Annotated in this window: 13 protein-coding genes; 9 read left to right on the top strand and 4 right to left on the bottom strand. The window is 70.4% G+C overall.

What is annotated here, in order from left to right; genetic code table 11:
• Window positions 1–86: 86 nt before the first annotated feature.
• The 8 genes from ABEB03_RS36765 to ABEB03_RS36730 all read left to right on the top strand — a co-directional run bounded on the left by ABEB03_RS36765 (window position 87) and on the right by ABEB03_RS36730 (window position 10,619).
• Window positions 87–3,890 (top strand): sensor histidine kinase, encoded by a 3,804-nt coding sequence (locus tag ABEB03_RS36765; protein WP_345657261.1) that lies wholly within the window; start codon window positions 87–89, stop codon window positions 3,888–3,890.
• 9 nt (window positions 3,891–3,899) lie between these two features.
• The gene (locus tag ABEB03_RS36760; protein ID WP_037764993.1) at window positions 3,900–4,313 is read left to right on the top strand and encodes a roadblock/LC7 domain-containing protein; all 414 of its coding nucleotides are present in this window, start codon (window positions 3,900–3,902) and stop codon (window positions 4,311–4,313) included.
• Between the two features lie 111 nt (window positions 4,314–4,424).
• Entirely contained in the window at window positions 4,425–4,823 is a 399-nt protein-coding gene (locus tag ABEB03_RS36755) for a DUF742 domain-containing protein (protein ID WP_095936861.1), read from the top strand.
• Window positions 4,804–5,379, top strand: a complete 576-nt coding sequence (locus ABEB03_RS36750; protein ID WP_028802395.1) for a GTP-binding protein — start codon at window positions 4,804–4,806, stop codon at window positions 5,377–5,379. The genes ABEB03_RS36755 and ABEB03_RS36750 overlap by 20 nt, the downstream gene beginning before the upstream one ends.
• A gap of 350 nt (window positions 5,380–5,729) precedes the next feature.
• Window positions 5,730–8,939, top strand: coding sequence for a sensor histidine kinase (locus ABEB03_RS36745; protein ID WP_345657260.1), 3,210 nt, complete (start codon window positions 5,730–5,732; stop codon window positions 8,937–8,939).
• Window positions 8,940–8,949: 10 nt separating this feature from the next.
• Window positions 8,950–9,363, top strand: a complete 414-nt coding sequence (locus ABEB03_RS36740; RefSeq protein WP_054219305.1) for a roadblock/LC7 domain-containing protein — start codon at window positions 8,950–8,952, stop codon at window positions 9,361–9,363.
• Between the two features lie 94 nt (window positions 9,364–9,457).
• Window positions 9,458–10,057, top strand: a complete 600-nt coding sequence (locus ABEB03_RS36735; protein WP_345657259.1) for a DUF742 domain-containing protein — start codon at window positions 9,458–9,460, stop codon at window positions 10,055–10,057.
• Window positions 10,038–10,619, top strand: coding sequence for a GTP-binding protein (locus ABEB03_RS36730; RefSeq protein WP_026248371.1), 582 nt, complete (start codon window positions 10,038–10,040; stop codon window positions 10,617–10,619). The genes ABEB03_RS36735 and ABEB03_RS36730 overlap by 20 nt, the downstream gene beginning before the upstream one ends.
• A gap of 170 nt (window positions 10,620–10,789) precedes the next feature.
• On the opposite strand, the gene ABEB03_RS36725 is transcribed toward ABEB03_RS36730, so the two are convergent.
• The 4 genes from ABEB03_RS36725 to ABEB03_RS36710 all read right to left on the bottom strand — a co-directional run bounded on the left by ABEB03_RS36725 (window position 10,790) and on the right by ABEB03_RS36710 (window position 15,618).
• Window positions 10,790–10,981: an acyl-CoA carboxylase subunit epsilon gene (locus ABEB03_RS36725; protein ID WP_028802392.1), complete on the bottom strand. Its 192-nt coding sequence runs from the start codon at window positions 10,979–10,981 to the stop codon at window positions 10,790–10,792.
• Between the two features lie 56 nt (window positions 10,982–11,037).
• On the bottom strand, window positions 11,038–12,645 hold the full coding sequence (locus tag ABEB03_RS36720) for an acyl-CoA carboxylase subunit beta (RefSeq protein ID WP_345657258.1): 1,608 nt from the start codon (window positions 12,643–12,645) through the stop codon (window positions 11,038–11,040).
• A gap of 154 nt (window positions 12,646–12,799) precedes the next feature.
• On the bottom strand, window positions 12,800–15,118 hold the full coding sequence (locus ABEB03_RS36715; RefSeq protein WP_345657257.1) for a polysaccharide lyase 8 family protein: 2,319 nt from the start codon (window positions 15,116–15,118) through the stop codon (window positions 12,800–12,802).
• Between the two features lie 2 nt (window positions 15,119–15,120).
• Entirely contained in the window at window positions 15,121–15,618 is a 498-nt protein-coding gene (locus tag ABEB03_RS36710) for a hypothetical protein (protein WP_345657256.1), read from the bottom strand.
• Between the two features lie 476 nt (window positions 15,619–16,094).
• Here ABEB03_RS36710 and ABEB03_RS36705 point away from each other — a divergent pair, with 476 nt between their 5' ends.
• Window positions 16,095–16,712, top strand: coding sequence for a YceI family protein (locus ABEB03_RS36705; protein ID WP_345657255.1), 618 nt, complete (start codon window positions 16,095–16,097; stop codon window positions 16,710–16,712).
• Window positions 16,713–17,154: the final 442 nt, after the last annotated feature.

The raw sequence follows: 17,154 nt of genomic DNA, 5'->3' as shown, positions 1-17,154 counted from the left end.
AGGGGGCGCATCTGCGCCCTTGAACGACGCCGACACCGTCCCGCCGTATCACCGGTGGGACGCCTGGTCCAGAGGTTGCGACGCTAGTGCAGGGACGTTTCAAGAGGGATGGCAGCGCTTCGGCGGAGCCGGAGCCGCACGGCGGGACCGACCGCGGTTCCTCGCCCCAGCACGCCCAGAACCAGGGACCGGCAGAGCTCGGCGGCAGCGGTGACTCCGCTCGCCCCGGCGCGAAGGCCAAGGCTCCCGCCACACCGGCCGCGAAGCCGAAGGGCCCGACCGGCCCCGGCTCACGCGTAGCCCTGCGCAACTGGCGCATCTCGACGCGACTGGTCTCGCTGCTCGCGCTCCCCGTGGTCGCCGCGACCTCGCTGGGTGCGCTGCGCATCAACCAGTCGATGGACGACATCCAGCAGCTCGACAACATGAAGCTGCTGACCGACATGACCAAGCAGGCGACCGAGCTCGCCGCCGCGCTCCAGAAGGAGCGCGACCAGTCGGCCGGCCCGCTGGCGCACGGCGCCCCGGCCACCGACTACACGGTCAAGGGCGTCCGCGACGCCACGGATGTCGCCAAGAAGCACTTCCTCGAAGGCACGCAGGAGATCGACGACGCCACGGCGAAGGGACAGCTGTCCGGCGTCCGTGACAGCCTCGTCGGTATCGCGGGCGAGCTGAACAAGCTGAGCAGCATCCGCAGCGACGCCTACAACGACCCGAAGAACTCGACGCAGACGGTCGAGGCCTACCACCGCCTCGTCACCCAGCTGCTCGCGCTCTCGCAGGACATGGCCGAGGCGACCAGCAACCCGGAGATGATCCAGCGCACCCGCGCGCTGTCCGCCTTCTCCTCCGCCAAAGAGTACGCCTCCGTCCAGCGCGCCGTCATCGCCGCCGCGCTGCCCGAGACCAAGTCCACCTTCGGCACGCTGTCCGAGAACGACCGGCAGTACGCGCTCTCCGCCCAGGAGAGCCAGGAGTCGGAGATCAGCGGCTTCAAGAACATCTACGGCAACGGCGTCACCGAGCTCCTCAAGCCCGTCGAGGGCGACAACCCGACCATCCGGTCCGCCGACCAGTACGCCAAGCGCGTGCTCGGCGGCCCGGACGGTCTCAAGACGCAGAGCAAGCGCTCGTACAAGGACTGGGTCGACGACGACACCTCCAAGATCCAGAACATGTCGACCATCGAGACCACGCTGCTCGGTCAGATGGAGCAGAAGGCCCGTGAGCTGCGCAACGAGTCCGAGAGCGAAGCGATCATCTCGGGTGCGCTGATCCTCCTCGTGCTCGGTGTCTCGCTCGTCGGCGCCTTCGTGGTGGCCCGGTCCATGATCCGTTCGCTGCGCCGCCTGCAGGACACCGCGACCAAGGTCGCCCAGGACCGCCTGCCCGAGCTGGTCAAGCAGCTGTCCGAGTCCGACCCGCAGGACGTCGACACGTCCGTCGAGTCGGTCGGTGTGCACTCCCGGGACGAGATCGGCCAGGTGGCCGCGGCCTTCGACGACGTGCACCGCGAGGCGGTCCGCCTCGCCGCCGAGCAGGCCCTTCTGCGGGGCAACGTCAACGCGATGTTCACCAACCTCTCGCGCCGCTCCCAGGGCCTCATCCAGCGCCAGCTGTCGCTGATCTCCGAGCTCGAGTCCCGCGAGGCCGACCCGGACCAGCTGTCGTCGCTGTTCAAGCTCGACCACCTCGCGACCCGCATGCGCCGTAACGGCGAGAACCTCCTCGTCCTCGCGGGTGAAGAGCCCGGCCGCCGCTGGACCCGCCCGGTCCCGCTGGTCGACGTGCTCCGCGCCGCCGCGTCCGAGGTGGAGCAGTACGAGCGCATCGAACTGGCCGCCGTGCCGACCACCGAGGTCGCCGGCCGCGTCGTCAACGACCTCGTGCACCTCCTCGCAGAGCTGCTCGAGAACGCGACCTCGTTCTCCTCGCCGCAGACCAAGGTCAAGGTCACCGGTCACGCGCTGCCCGACGGCCGCGTGCTGATCGAGATCCACGACACCGGCATCGGCCTCTCCCCCGAGGACCTCGCGGCGATCAACGAGCGGCTCGCCTCGCCGCCCACCGTGGACGTCTCGGTGTCCCGCCGCATGGGTCTGTTCGTGGTCGGTCGTCTGTCGCAGCGCCACGGCATCCGCATCCAGCTCCGCCCGTCCGACTCCGGTGGTACGACCGCGCTGGTCATGCTGCCCGTCGACGTCGCCCAGGGCGCCAAGAAGCCCACTCCGGGCAAGCCCGGCCAGGGCGCCCCGGGCGGTGGCGGTCCCGCCGCCGCGCAGGCGGCCGCCGGTGTCGCCGCGGCCCGCCGCGGCAACGGCTCGCAGGGTGGCCCCTCGCTCGGTGCCGGTGCTCCCGCAGCCGGCGGTGGCCGCCTCGGCGCCCCGCCGCAGCGTGGACAGGTCGGCTCGGGGCAGGGCCCGCGGGCCGCGCTGCCGGGCAGCAACCAGGGCGGTCGTCCGGGCGCTGCGGGTGGAGCGCGCGGTCAGCAGGGTCCGGCTTCCGGTCAGCAGGGCAGGCCGGCTCCGGCCGGTGCCGGCGCCGGTGGCTTCGGACAGGGCATGCAGGGTGCGCCGCAGGGTCTTCAGGCGGCCGGGCCCGGTTCCGCTCAGGGCTTCGGTGACGCCTCCCGCCAGGGCGGCGGCTTCGGCGACGCGCCCGGTGCCCGTCAGGGTGGAGCCGGTGCGCGCCAGGGCGGCTTCGGTGACAGCGGCCCCGCGGCCGCGCCGACGCAGCAGCAGCCGACGGGCGGCAAGTCCGGACGCCGCAGGCCGCAGCTTCCCGGCCGCGGTGGTGCGCGTGCCGAGCTGCCCGGTGGCGACCAGCAGCCCCGTGTGCCGAGCTGGAGCGACGAGAACGCGCAGCCGCCGGTGCCGCGCGCTTCCCTCGACGCCCCGCGTGGTCACGAGGAGCCCGACAGCACCTCGCGCATGCCGCGGATCGACGACCGTCAGGGTCCGGGCTCCACGTCCGAGTTCGCCCGTCCCGACTTCGACGCCCCGCGCCCCGGCGCCGGTGCGCCGCAGCACTCCGGGCAGAACACCGGTCAGTTCGTCCGTCCCGACGTCTTCAACGCGTCTCAGCAGGCCCCCGCGCAGCAGAGCCCGTCGTCCACGGGCCAGTTCGCGGTGCCGGGTTACGGCAACGGCCAGGACCCGTCCTCCACCGGTCAGTTCGCCCGGCCGGGTTACGGCAACGCTCAGGACCCCTCGTCCACCGGTCAGTTCGCCCGACCGGGTTACGGCAACGCCCAGGACCCCTCGTCCACCGGCCAGTTCGCGGTCCCCGGTTACGGCAACGGTCAGGACCCGTCCTCCACCGGCCAGTTCGAGCGGCCCGGCGCCCCCCAGCGCCCGCAGCCGCAGCAGCGGGCCCCCCGTCAGCAGGAGCCCGAGGCGCTGCCGCCGGCGCCCGGCCCCGGTGACGGACGTACGCCGCTGTACGACACGCTGGAGACCAACTGGTTCCACGGTCAGGCGAACGGCGCCCACTCCCAGGGCGTCCAGAACAACGGCTCCCAGGGTTCGCCGCAGGCTGCGCAGCAGCCGCAGGCTCCCTCGGCTCCGCAGCGTCCGGCTGCCGCACCGGCCGCTGCCTCGTGGCGCACCTCGCCGAACGACGACCTCGTCCGGCAGGCAGAACGCGTCCGTCAACCGTCGGCGGGCGGGGTCACCACCTCCGGCCTGCCGCGCCGCGTCCCGCGGGCGAACCTCGTCGCGGGTACGGCACAGCAGCAATCGCACCAAAGCGGTCCGCAGGTCTCGCGTGCGCCCGATGACGTACGCGGCCGGCTGACCAATCTCCGTCGGGGCATCCAGCAGGGTCGCCAGGCCGGTACCGGCCAGACCGGCAGCTTCCCCAGCCCCACTCACCAGCAGGAGCGTTAGTTGAGCCCGATGAGCCAGGCGGCACAGAACCTCAACTGGTTGATCACCAACTTCGTGGACAACACCCCCGGGGTGTCCCACACCGTCGTCGTGTCCGCCGACGGACTCCTTCTGGCGCTGTCCGAAGGTTTTCCCCGCGATCGCGCGGACCAGCTCGCGGCCGTCGCGTCCGGTCTCACCTCGCTGACGGCCGGGGCCTCCCGGATCTTCGAGGGCGGCACCGTGGCGCAGACGGTCGTGGAGATGGAACGCGGTTTTCTTTTCCTGATGTCCATCTCGGACGGATCGTCCCTGGCGGTCCTCTCCCACCCGGAGTGCGACATCGGTCTCGTCGGCTACGAGATGGCGCTGCTCGTCGACCGCGCGGGCGCAGTGCTCACGCCGGACCTGCGCGCCGAGCTACAGGGAAGTCTGCTCCACTGACGGCCCTGGGTTCTACCCACAGCACGAAATCACCGTCCGGCCGACACAATCCCCCCACCGGCCCCAACAGACGGCACGACTGACCGACTTGCTGTCCAGCCCGGAGGATTCATGACCCCGCCCACCGCCTCTCATGATCCGTACGCGCAGCCGTACGAGGATGAGGGCGACCAGCCGCTGGTACGTCCGTACGCGATGACCGGCGGCCGGACCCGGCCGCGGTACCAACTCGCCATCGAGGCGCTGATCAGCACCACGGCCGACCCGGCACAGCTGATGGGTCTGCTCCCCGAGCATCAGCGGATCTGCCACCTCTGCCGTGAGGTGAAGTCGGTGGCCGAGGTGTCGGCCCTCCTGTCCATGCCGCTCGGTGTGGCCAGGATCCTCGTCGCGGACCTCGCGGAGGCCGGACTCGTCGCCATTCACCAGCCGGGCGGCGACGAGAACAACGGCGGCGCGCCGGACGTGACTTTGCTCGAAAGGGTGCTCAGTGGACTTCGCAAGCTCTGACGGAGGCCGGGCGACCACCTCCGCGAAGATCGTGGTGGCGGGTGGCTTCGGCGTCGGCAAGACCACGTTCGTGGGTGCCGTCTCGGAGATCAACCCGCTGCGCACGGAGGCCGTCATGACGTCCGCTTCCGCGGGCATCGACGACCTGACCCACACCGGGGACAAGACCACCACCACGGTGGCCATGGACTTCGGCCGCATCACCCTGGACCAGGACCTGATCCTGTACCTCTTCGGTACGCCGGGCCAGGACCGCTTCTGGTTCATGTGGGACGACCTGGTCCGCGGCGCCATCGGTGCGGTGGTCCTGGTGGACACCCGCCGTCTCGCCGACTGCTTCCCCGCGGTCGACTACTTCGAGAACAGCGGTCTGCCGTTCGTCATCGCCCTCAACGGCTTCGACGGACACCAGCCGTACAACCCCGAAGAGGTGCGCGAGGCGCTCCAGATCGGACCGGACGCCCCGATCATCACGACGGACGCCCGGCACCGTGCGGATGCGAAGAGCGCGCTGATCACGCTGGTCGAGCACGCCCTCATGGCTCGCCTGCGATAGCACCCAAGTGCGAGGCTCTGTACGGAAGTTGTCGTAGACACATTGGAGCCGGCTGTGTCGTTTGACACGGTCGGCCACAGTGTTCATAACGTTTCGACAGAGAATTTCACAGACGCAGACACGCATCGCGGTCGCCCGGTACCGCTGCGCTCACAAAAGCCCCGCCATTTGGCGGGGCTCGCTCTTTATGACCGTTTTATCTGGGGCCTACGCCACTCGGAATCGTCGATTCCGAGTGTTTGGAAGGGCGCCGCCTGACGTGCTGGAATGCGCTGAACTGCCCAGTAGTCAAGGGCGCTGGACATACCGCGGCACAACGTAGGTGCCGACGCCGAGAGGTTGTTGGTCGAGTGAGGCGAAGCAAGAACGGTCCCGAGCCGTCGGCACGGGGCAACTTCACCCCGCCGCCGCGCGGAGCGGCGCCCGCACAAGTGCCCGTTCAGGAGCCCACGGCGGCGCCCGCTCCGAGCGGCGGCCGTCTCTCCCCGCGCAACTGGCGTGTGCCCACCAGGCTGAACGCGATCCTGCTCATACCCGTGGTGGTCGGCCTCGTCATGGGCGGCTTCCAGGTGAAGAGCTCGATCAACACCTGGCAGGAGGCCCAGGACGCCGAGAAGACGGCCCGTCTGGTGCAGGCCGCGCTGAACTACGGCGACAAGCTGTTCGAGGAGCGCGACATCACCGCCCAGCCCCTGCTGGGCGGTGCCGGCCAGAACGACCCGACGGTCGTCAAGGCCCGTAGGGCCACCGACGAGGCCGCCGACGTCTTCGACGAGGCCGCCCAGAACATGCCGAAGACGGCGGGTCTCGAGCGCCGTCTCCAGGTCTTCCGCAAGGTCGAGCCCGGTCTGGACTCCCTGCGCAAGATCGCCTACTCCTCCAGGACCGAGGGGGTGAAGACCGAAGAGGGCTACCTCCAGATCCAGCACCCGCTGATGGAGTTCGCCAACGAGCTCGGTCTGGGCACCGGAAACATCACCAGCTACGGCCGTACGGTCTACGCGATCTCGCTGTCCAAGGCCGCGCTGTCGCTGGAGCGGTCCATCGGTATGCACATGCTGGTCAAGCCCGGTCCGGGCAAGGGCAGCCTCGCCTCCCAGCGCGTCGCCCTCTCCTCCTACGCCTACCTCGAAGGCATCGCCGTCGAGGAGTACCTCGGTGGTGGCACCCAGGCCGACTCCGACAAGCTCGACGCGGCCCAGGCCCAGATCAAGACCGACCTCACGGCCAAGGCGAAGGAGGCCGGCGCGGCCGCCGCCGCCAAGGGCCAGACCTACACCCCGCCGCCGTCGAAGCCCACTGACATGGTCGCCCTGCTGGCGGGCCTGAAGTCCCCGTCGCAGACCGAGCTCGACCGTGTGGCCGCCCAGGGTGTCACCGCGCAGAACTGGTGGGTCGTGAACACGGCCAAGTACGACGCCTACCGCCAGATCGAGTCGGACCTCGCCGACAAGGCCGTGGCCGAGGCCGCGGACATCTCCGCGAGCGCCAAGACCGACGCCATCATCACCGGTGCCGTCGTCGTGGTCGCCCTGCTCGCCGCGTTCATCCTGGCCGGCATGGTGGCGCGCCAGATGAGCCGCTCGATGCGCCAGCTGCGCAACGCGGCCTTCGGTGTCGCCGAGCAGCGCCTGCCGATGCTGGTCGACCAGCTCTCGCGCACCGACCCGGGCCGCGTCGACACCCGGGTCCAGCCCATCCCGATCACCACGACGGACGAGATCGGCGAAGTCGCCCGCGCCTTCGACCAGGTCCACCGCGAGGCCGTCCGGCTCGCCGCCGAGCAGGCCCTCCTGCGGGGCAACATCAACGCGATCTTCACCAACCTGTCGCGCCGCAACCAGTCGCTGATCGAGGGCCAGCTGACCCTGATCACCGACCTGGAGAACAACGAGGCCGACCCGGACCAGCTGGAGAACCTCTTCCGCCTGGACCACCTCGCGACCCGTATGCGCCGCAACGGCGAGAACCTCCTGGTCCTCGCGGGCGAGGAGCCCGGCCGCCGCTGGGACCAGCCGGTCCCGCTGGTCGACGTGCTGCGCGCCGCCTCCTCCGAGGTGGAGCAGTACGAGCGCATCGAGCTCTCCGGCGTCCCGGAGGCCGAGATCCACGGCCGCGCCGTGACCGACCTCGTGCACCTGCTCGCCGAGCTCCTGGAGAACGCCACCACGTTCTCCTCGCCGCAGACCAAGGTCCGCGTCACCGCGACCCGTCTGCCGGACGGCCGGATCATGGTCGAGATCCACGACAAGGGAATCGGCCTCACCGCCGAGGACTTCGCGGACATCAACCACAAGCTGGCCAACCCGCCGACCGTGGACGCCGCGATCTCGCAGCGCATGGGCCTGTTCGTGGTCGGCCGGCTGTCCGACCGGCACGGCATCCGCGTCCAGCTGCGCCCCTCGGGCGAGCAGGCCGGCACCACCTCGCTGGTCATGCTCCCCGACGCGATCACCCATGGTGGTGGTGGCGAGCAGCAGCCGATGCGCGACGAGTTCACCGTGTCCCAGATCATCCCCGAGCAGCAGTCGTTCCAGGGTGAGGACTTCGGCAGCCAGCAGCCGCTGCGCACGGCCGCCGAACTCGGCTTCGACGACAGCCGCTACGAGGTCCCGGACGACATCCGCGACCTGGACCCCGTGGGCCGCTCGCTGATGCGCGAGGAGCGCCGCGCCGCCCTGGAGGCACAGGCTCAGGGACACGAGGCCATCGAGGCGCCGCAGGGCTACCAGGCGGACTTCGCGGAGCGTTCCGCGTTCGACAACGGCGCTCCGTCCTACGACGACGGTCAGGGCGCGTACGACGAGCAGCAGGCCCGGTACGACCAGCAGACGGCGTACGAGGACCCGCAGCAGGCGGCGTATGACGAGACGTACTTCCCGTCCAACGGTGGCTACCCCGAGCCCGCGTATGCGGAGCCGGGCCAGGACGCCCGTGCTGGAGTCCAGGGTTCCGCCCCGGAGACGTTCTCCGCTTTCGAGGAGCCGTCCTACCAGGACGACTGGCCGCAGCAGGACGCGTACGCGGGCGGGTACCGATCCGGCTACGCTCCGGAAACGGAATCCTCGCAGGCCGCTGACGTGAGTGAGCAGGACCGCGTAGGCTTCACCCGTCCGGGACCGGCCCCCTCGGGCGGCCACCAGCTGACCGACGCCGGGCTGCCGCGCCGTGGCGCCTCTTCGGGTGCCAACGGCAACGGCCAGCGCCCCGCGGAGCAGCGGGAGCAGGCGGCGCCTGCGCCCAACGCTCCGACCTCGGACGGCAACGGCGAGTGGCGCTCGTCCAACGACGACCGCTGGCAGCAGGCGGCACAGCTCCGCAAGCCCAAGGCGGGCGGGGTCACCTCCTCCGGCCTGCCGCGGCGGGTGCCCAAGGCCAACCTGGTCGAGGGAACCGCGGAATCGACCCCACAGGGCGGCCCCCAGGTCTCCCGCGCACCCGAGGACGTCCGGGGCAGGCTGAGCAACCTGCGCCGTGGCGTGGAGCGGGGACGCAATGCAAACAGTGACACGAACGGCCAGGGCTTCGGTCCTGACAGCACCTACAACCAGGAGCGTTAGTGTGAGCCCGATGAGCCAGGCGGCACAGAACCTGAACTGGTTGATCACCAACTTCGTGGACAACACCCCCGGGGTGTCCCACACGGTGGTGGTCTCCGCCGACGGACTCCTTCTGGCGATGTCCGAAGGCTTTCCCCGTGACCGCGCCGACCAGCTGGCGGCCGTCGCGTCCGGTCTGACCTCGTTGACCGCGGGAGCCTCCCGCATCTTCGAGGGCGGCCATGTGAACCAGACAGTTGTGGAGATGGAGCGGGGATTCCTCTTCATCATGTCCGTTTCTGATGGTTCCTCGCTCGCGGTCCTTGCACACCCGGAGGCGGACATCGGCCTCATTGGGTACGAGATGGCCCTTCTGGTGGACCGTGCAGGCACGGTCCTGACCCCGGATCTCCGAGCAGAGCTCCAGGGGAGCCTTCTCAACTAGCAGACAGACGGTGCGTTTTGGCGTCCCGGGGCCGTAAGGTTTCGGGACGCGGTCCCACAGCGTTGGGTGCCCGGCACAGTCGGAGGAGGAGAAAGTGGCAACACCCCCAGGCGGTTCGTCTTCGGGTAACTGGTCGTACGGCCCCGGTCAGGGGCAAGGCGGCCAGGGTGACGGTTCGCAGAACCCGAACCGGTACAACTTCCCCTCCGCGCCCAGCCACCGGCGACAGCCGTACGCGCCCCAGGGCCCCCAGGGTCCTGGTCCGTCGCCGTACGACCAGCCGCCGGCGCCGCGCATCCAGCCCGTGCAGCCGCAGCGGCGCTCGCCCGAGCCGTCGCCGGCCGGCGCGTCGAACAATCCGCTGGTGCGCCCGTACGCCATGACGGGCGGCCGCACCAGGCCCCGCTACCAGCTCGCCATCGAGGCGCTGGTGCACACCACCGCGCAGCCGCACCAGATGCAGGGCCAGTTGCCCGAGCATCAGCGGATCTGCAATCTCTGCCGAGAGATCAAGTCGGTGGCCGAGGTCTCGGCCCTCCTGACGATCCCCCTCGGCGTGGCCAGGATCCTCGTCGCCGACTTGGCGGAGGCGGGACTGGTCGCCATCCATCAGCCCGGCGGCGACGAAAACGCCGGTGGCCAGCCAGACGTGACTTTGCTCGAAAGGGTGCTCAGTGGACTTCGCAAGCTCTAGCGGAGGGCCTTCCCGCTCCACCACGTCCGCGAAGATCGTGGTGGCGGGCGGCTTCGGCGTGGGCAAGACCACGTTCGTCGGCGCCGTCTCGGAGATCAACCCGCTGCGCACCGAGGCCGTCATGACGTCCGCTTCCGCGGGCATCGACGACCTCACGCACACCGGAGACAAGACGACGACCACCGTCGCCATGGACTTCGGCCGCATCACCCTGGACCAGGACCTGATCCTCTACCTGTTCGGCACCCCCGGCCAGGACCGCTTCTGGTTCATGTGGGACGACCTGGTCCGCGGCGCCATCGGCGCGATCGTCCTGGTCGACACCCGCCGTCTCGCCGACTGCTTCCCCGCGGTCGACTACTTCGAGAACAGCGGTCTGCCGTTCGTCATCGCCCTCAACGGCTTCGACGGCAACCAGCCGTACAACCCGGACGAGGTCCGTGAGGCGCTCCAGATCGGCCCGGACACCCCGATCATCACGACGGACGCCCGCCACCGCGCGGACGCCAAGTCGGCGCTGATCACGCTCGTGGAGCACGCGCTGATGGCGCGGCTGCGCTAGCGCGGACACCGCACACGCCCGAGAACGGCCCCCGCGCCTCCTGTTGGAGGCGCGGGGGCCGTTTCGTACGCCTCCCCGGGACTCTCTTCGGCAGAGCTGCTCCGGGAACGCCGAGGCCCCGCTCTCCCGGGGGAGGCGGGGCCCTGCGTCGGCCCGGGCGGGCCCGGGGCTCAGTGCCAGCTGTGCGGAGCGCGGAAGCCGGGCTCGCGCTCCAGGCGGCGCCAGCCTGCCTTGGCGCGGCCGCGGTGGGTCGGGGCGGTGTCCGGCTGGGCGGCGGCGCGGGCCAGGAGGATGGCCGTGATGGCGGCGACTTCCTCGGGCTCGGCATGGCCCTTCTCGACGCGAATGTCCGGGGTGCTCATAGGTTCAGTCTCCGTGAGAGAGGTTTCCGCGGGGGTACCGCGGAGGATCCGCTGGGTTACTGCGGGGGGTTGCCGTGCTTGCGCGACGGCAGGTCCGCGTGCTTGGTCTGCAGCATCGCGAGCGACTTGATCAGCACCTCGCGGGTCTCCGCCGGGTCGATGACATCGTCGACCAGGCCCCGCTCCGCCGCGTAGTACGGGTGCATCAGCTCGGCCTTGTACTCCTTGACCATGCGGACGCGCATGGCCTCGGGGTCGGCGGCGTCGGCGATCTGACGGCGGAAGATGACGTTCGCGGCACCTTCCGCACCCATCACGGCGATCTCGTTCGTCGGCCAGGCGAAGGTGAGGTCGGCCCCGATGGACTGGCTGTCCATGACGATGTAGGCACCTCCGTACGCCTTGCGCAGGATCAGCGAGATCCTCGGGACCGTCGCGTTGCAGTACGCGTACAGCAGCTTCGCGCCGTGCCGGATGATCCCGCCGTGCTCCTGGTCGACACCGGGGAGGAACCCCGGTACGTCCAGCAGTGTGACGATCGGAATATTGAAAGCGTCACACATCTGGACAAAGCGCGCAGCTTTTTCGGATGCCTCGATGTCCAGGACGCCGGCGAGGGTCTGCGGCTGGTTGGCGATGATGCCGACGACCTGGCCGTCGAGGCGGGCCAGCGCGCAGATGATGTTGCGGGCCCAGCGCTCGTGGACCTCCAGGTAGTCGCCGTCGTCGACGAGTTCCTCGATGACCTTCGCCATGTCGTACGGGCGGTTGCCGTCGGCGGGGACCAGGTCGAGCAGGACGTCCGAGCGGCGGTCCGCCGGGTCCTCGCAGGACACCCGCGGCGGGTTCTCCCGGTTGTTCTGCGGGAGGAGCGAGAGGAGGTAGCGCACCTCGGCGATGCACGTCTCCTCGTCGTCGTAGGCGAAGTGGCAGACACCGCTCGTCTCGGCGTGCACGTCGGCGCCGCCCAGGCCGTTCTGGGTGATCTCCTCGCCCGTCACCGCCTTGACCACGTCCGGGCCCGTGATGAACATCTGCGACGTCTCGCGGACCATGAACACGAAGTCCGTGAGGGCGGGGCTGTAGGCCGCGCCGCCCGCGCACGGGCCGAGCATGACCGAGATCTGCGGGATGACACCCGAGGCCTTGGTGTTGCGCTGGAAGATGCCGCCGTAGCCGGCGAGGGCGGAGACGCCCTCCTGGATCCGGGCGCCCGCGCCGTCGTTCAGGGAGACCAGCGGCGCACCGGCCGCGATGGCCATGTCCATGATCTTGTGGATCTTCGTGGCGTGGGCCTCGCCCAGCGCGCCGCCGAAGATGCGGAAGTCATGGGCGTAGACGAAGACCGTGCGACCCTCCACCGTGCCCCAGCCGGTGATGACACCGTCCGTGTACGGCTTCTTGGCCTCCAGGCCGAAGCCGCTCGCCCGGTGCCGGCGCAGCTGCTCGACCTCCTGGAACGAGCCCGCGTCCAGCAGCAGCTCGATGCGCTCCCGGGCGGTCAGCTTGCCCTTGGCGTGCTGCGCCTCGGTCGCCTTCTCGCTGGGACCCCGCAGCGCCTCCGCACGGATCGCGTGCAGTTCGGCCACGCGCCCGCGCGCGTCCGTGGGTTCGCCTGTGGCGCTCGTGGAGTCTGTCGGGCCGGCCTCGTCCAAAACGGTCATGTAGTGACCTTACGAAGCCCGGCAAGGAAAGCGAGCCGTCGACTCCGTACAGTCTCCGGCCCGTTTTACTGGTAGCCCTGAACAGAACCGCGACCCCATGCAGGCGATCTGACTGCTCAGAGGGCCTCCGGCTTGTAGAGGTCACACAAAGCCGTCAGCTGAGAGCCACCTCACATTCCTGTGTGGCGCATGCCATCGACGGAGTGACACGGACCCTCAGTCGGCGGCCTGTGGCGAGCACCTCGACCGACGGATCGACCCTGAGGACCGCGCGCACCGGCCGGTCCCAGACGACCTCCAGCGGCTCCCCCGTACGGGGTGGTTCGCTGACAGAGAGCGTAGCGGTGTGTCCACGGCGGCGGACCAGGACGCAGGCGCCTGCCGTGACGCTCAGCGGGCCCGCGCTGCCCGCCTGCCAGAAGTTCGCCGCCGTGAGCCCCAGGGAGGGCACGTGGACCGCCTGTCGGCGGGTGTCGTTGGCGAGGACGCGCAGCCAGTCACGATCGGCGGCCCGGGCGGCAACGGCGGCGCGCGAGGCACCCGGCATCAGGACGTAGGCGTAGCCGGCTCCCACCGGGTCCGTGCCGTGATCCAGCCAGAGCGTCTGCCAGCGCCGGGTACGCCGCTCGGCGGTGCTGGTGGTGTTGATGTCCGACCAGGCGCCGGTGCGGTCCTCGCGCAGGGTGCGCAGGGCCGTCGTACCGGCCGGGCCGGGGAAGACCCACCCGCCGTGGCCTTCGAGGTGGGCCCAGCCGCGCCGGACGGTGAGCGTCTCGGTGCCGCCCTCCCCCAGGCTGCGGTTGTCCACCACCGTCTCCACGGGCACCCCGTCGGCGGCCGTGATGCCGGCGCCGAGGCAGACGATGCAGTCGACGGCGCAGAACCACGACTTGCGGGCCTCCAGGGTGGAGCCGAGTCCCTTCAGATGCTGTCCGAGGGCCGCGCAGGTACCGTCCGTCGCCCCGCCCACCCAGCGCGCCGCGGGTCGGGGCGCACCCCACTCGCCGCCCTCGCGGTCGGCGAGCCGCTTGGTGGACACGGTCGTTCCGGGCAGCCGGTACCAGTCGACCGTGGGCCAGAACCAGTCCGTGTACTGGTCCGCGTGCCCTTCGGCCCACCACAGCGTCATGCCGGCTCCGGTGTGCCAGCCGCGCGGGTTCTCGCCGTTCCCGCACTCGTAGTGCGCGATCCGTTCGGAGGCCATCGAGACTGCGGCGGTGAAGCCGGGTCCGCGGTGCACGGCACGGTCCATCGCGGGGAACAGACGGGGGCCGACGGGTTCGGGCGCGGGCGGGGCGGCCGAGCCGGCGACGGCGTGCAACCGCGCGAGGTCGGCGACCCCGAACTGGGGTGCCGTGAGGATCGGGCTCACCGGGTCCCGGGCGATCCACCCCTTGATCAGACCGTGCCAGCGCTGTCGCTCGGCGGGGCTCGCGCCCTGGGCGAGCAGCGCGATCGCGGCGATCAGCGCCTGCCCGTGGAAGTGGTCGCTGCGCAGGACGTGCTGGTCGTCGCTCTTCAGGTAACCCCGGCTGATGGCCCGCCCGTTGACGGTGTCCATCACCAGTCCGTCGTGGATGAGGGGCGCGAAGGCGTGCTCGACGGAGTCCAGGACGATCTGCCGGTTCGGGTCCGTCACCTCCCACCTCGATCCGACGAGCAGCGCGAAGAGCCGGCCGAGTCCGTCGAGCAGGACCTGGCCGTAGGTTCCCGAGTACGCGACCTGGACGTGCTGCACGAAGGAGCCGTCCTCGTACAGCCCGTCCCCGGACGTCACGTACGGGAAGACGGGTGAGAGCGCGTCCCGGGCCAGTGCGATCTTGTCGGGGGCCCGGCCAAGGACGCCGCGCAGCGCCACGGACCGGCACAGGTCGACACGGTTGGCGCCGGTGGAGGTGCCGGAGTAGTCGCGGAGCATCTCGTCCGGGACGAAGTGGTCCACGGCCGCGCAGGCGGCCGCCCGGTGTGAGTCGGTGAGGTCCTCGTCGAGGGCGGCGACGATGTCCATGAGCAGCCGGGGGCTGCCTATCTGCCACTCCCACCAGTTGCCGTACCGGGTGGTGGACGGGTTGTAGACCGTCGCGGAGAGGTGGTCGAGGCCGCGGATCACCTCCGCGAGGAGGTTCTCGTCGCCGGCCGACCCCGTGCCCTCCTGGAGGTAGGCCTGGGTCATCGTCCACAGCCTGGAGTAGCTCGCGGTGATGCCGGCGGGCGGGTCGAAGGGGTGGTCCGGCCAGAGGGACACGGCCGTCGGGACCATGGACTCCGCGAAGCCGCGGGCGAGTTCGCCGGTGCGGCGCAGCCGGGAGGCGTAGGGCTCGGCCGTGGGGTCGTAGCCGGTGCCGAGCGCGATGCCCAGCCAGCGCCGGCGGAGCAGCGCGTACTCGTCGTCCGCCGGGGCGGCGCCCGCCGGGGGTGCGGCGGCCGCCAGGAGGGCGGCCGCCAGCAGGAACGTACGGCGGCTGGCCGTCATGCCTAGCAGCCGCCGCAGTTGTAGTAGAGGACGTCCCAGTGGTTGCCCTCTTCGGCGTAGATGTTGCCGGAGCCGGACTTGTACTGCGGGGCGCCGTCGCCGCGCAGCCCGATGTAGGTGAAGTTGTTCTTGATGTACGCGGTGACGCAGGTGTTCTTGCCGTAGTCGAGCTTGTAGCCGTTCCAGTGCGAGTACGTGCCGCTCGCGTGGCCGGTCTCGGTGCCACCGGTGATGTTGAGCGCGCAGCCGCTGGCCCCCTTGAGTGTCTGGGCGCCCTGCGCGGTGGCGAGGTTGAGCTGCTCGAAGGACGTACATGTGGGGTTGTTCCGGTCGGAGCAGCCACCCGACGAGGACCAGGTGATGCCGGACGAGCGGAACATCGACGTCGCCGTGGCGTGGCTGATCTTGGTGACGGCGAAGGCGTCGGTGGAGGTGCCGATGACGGCCACGCCCGGGGCGACGACGAGGGCGAGGGCGGTCAGGACGGAGCGGAGCTTCATGGGGAACCTTCCTGCGGACGACCGTGCTTCCTGTGGGGCGGTTGTGCAGGCGGTGCAGGTGCAGGGAGATGGTGCCCGAGGTCTACGCGCGTTCGCCAGAGGGCGTCCGGACCTGTCTGTGCGGGAGGACCGAACTGCACCGGATCGCCCCGTCTCCGGCGGCCGGAGCACGCCGCCTCGGGCCCTCGCCTCCGGCACCGGAGTCCCTGCCACGGGTCGGCCGCGAGCACCCTCGCCGGGCCGGCCGCGAGCACCCTCGCCAGGCCCGTCGGAGCACCCGCGCCAGGTGGCCGGATCACCCTCCTCCGGAAGGCGGAGGGACATGACACGCCGTAACGTCGTAGACACGTCGCGGATGATGTTGAAACTTGAACGGAATACGTCTACGGTGCTTCTTGTTCCCCTCGTTGAAGATTCAACAGATTGCACGCGGCTTCCGACCGAATCCGCGACCCCGTCCCCCTAAGGAGCACGTCATGGGCATCTTCGGCCGCAAGAACACCGACGACACCACCTCGGCCGCCCCGGCGTCCACCGCCGTCAGCGCCGACCTCGCCGCGCTGACCGGCGAGTACACGATCGACCCGTCGCACTCGTCGATCGGCTTCGTGGCGCGCCACGCGATGGTCACGAACGTGAAGGGCTCGTTCCTCGACTTCACGGGTTCGCTGCACCTGGACGGCAGCGACCCGTCCAAGTCCACGGCGAGCCTCGACATCAAGATGGACAGCATCGACACCGGGTCCGCCGACCGTGACGGCCACCTGAAGAGCTCCGACTTCTTCAAGACGGACGAGTTCCCGACGATGACCTTCCGCTCCACCAAGGCGGAGGCCCTGGGCGGCGACGACTACCGGATCACGGGCGACCTGCAGATCCTCGGCACGACCAAGGAGATCTCCATCGACCTGGAGTTCAACGGTGCCGCGAAGGACCCGTTCGGCAACGAGCGCGTGGGCTTCGAGGGCAAGTCCGAGCTCCTGCGCTCCGAGTGGGGCCTCACCTGGAACGCGGCGCTGGAGACCGGCGGCGTCCTCGTCTCCGACAAGATCAAGCTGAACTTCGACATCTCGGCCATCCGGAACGCCGGCTGAGCGCCTTCCGTCCGCCGCACCGGGCCGCACCGCCCGGCCCACCGCACCCGTCGCGGCACATCCGGAGCGCCCGCTCTTCTCGCACGAGAAGGACGGGCGCTCCGGCATGTCCGGGGGGGTTCCCTGTGAGCCGGCCGGGAATCGATGAGGGCACTGGTGGATCCGCCTGGGCACCAAGGACTCGGACACCTCGCTGACCGTCTCCGCCGACCTCGCCGCCGCGCTGGACGGCCTGGGCGACGACGTCGACCACCTCTCCCACTGGGACGAGGGACACGGCTCGAACGCGGACCCGGGCGACTTCATCGCGTGGATCGCCCGGATGACGGGGCACGGGAAGCGCTCCGGGAAGTAGCGCGCCCACGGCCGCGGTCCTCCCGGGCACGAACGGCCGCGACGCCGAGCCCCGCCGCTGCGCAGGGTCCGGCGTCGCGGCGGGGCT

Source organism: Streptomyces siamensis (assembly GCF_039543605.1).
In the GTDB taxonomy this organism is placed as follows: domain Bacteria; phylum Actinomycetota; class Actinomycetes; order Streptomycetales; family Streptomycetaceae; genus Streptomyces; species Streptomyces siamensis.
Note: the sequence above shows the minus strand (reverse complement) of the source record. Positions and strands in the feature narration are given on the sequence as shown.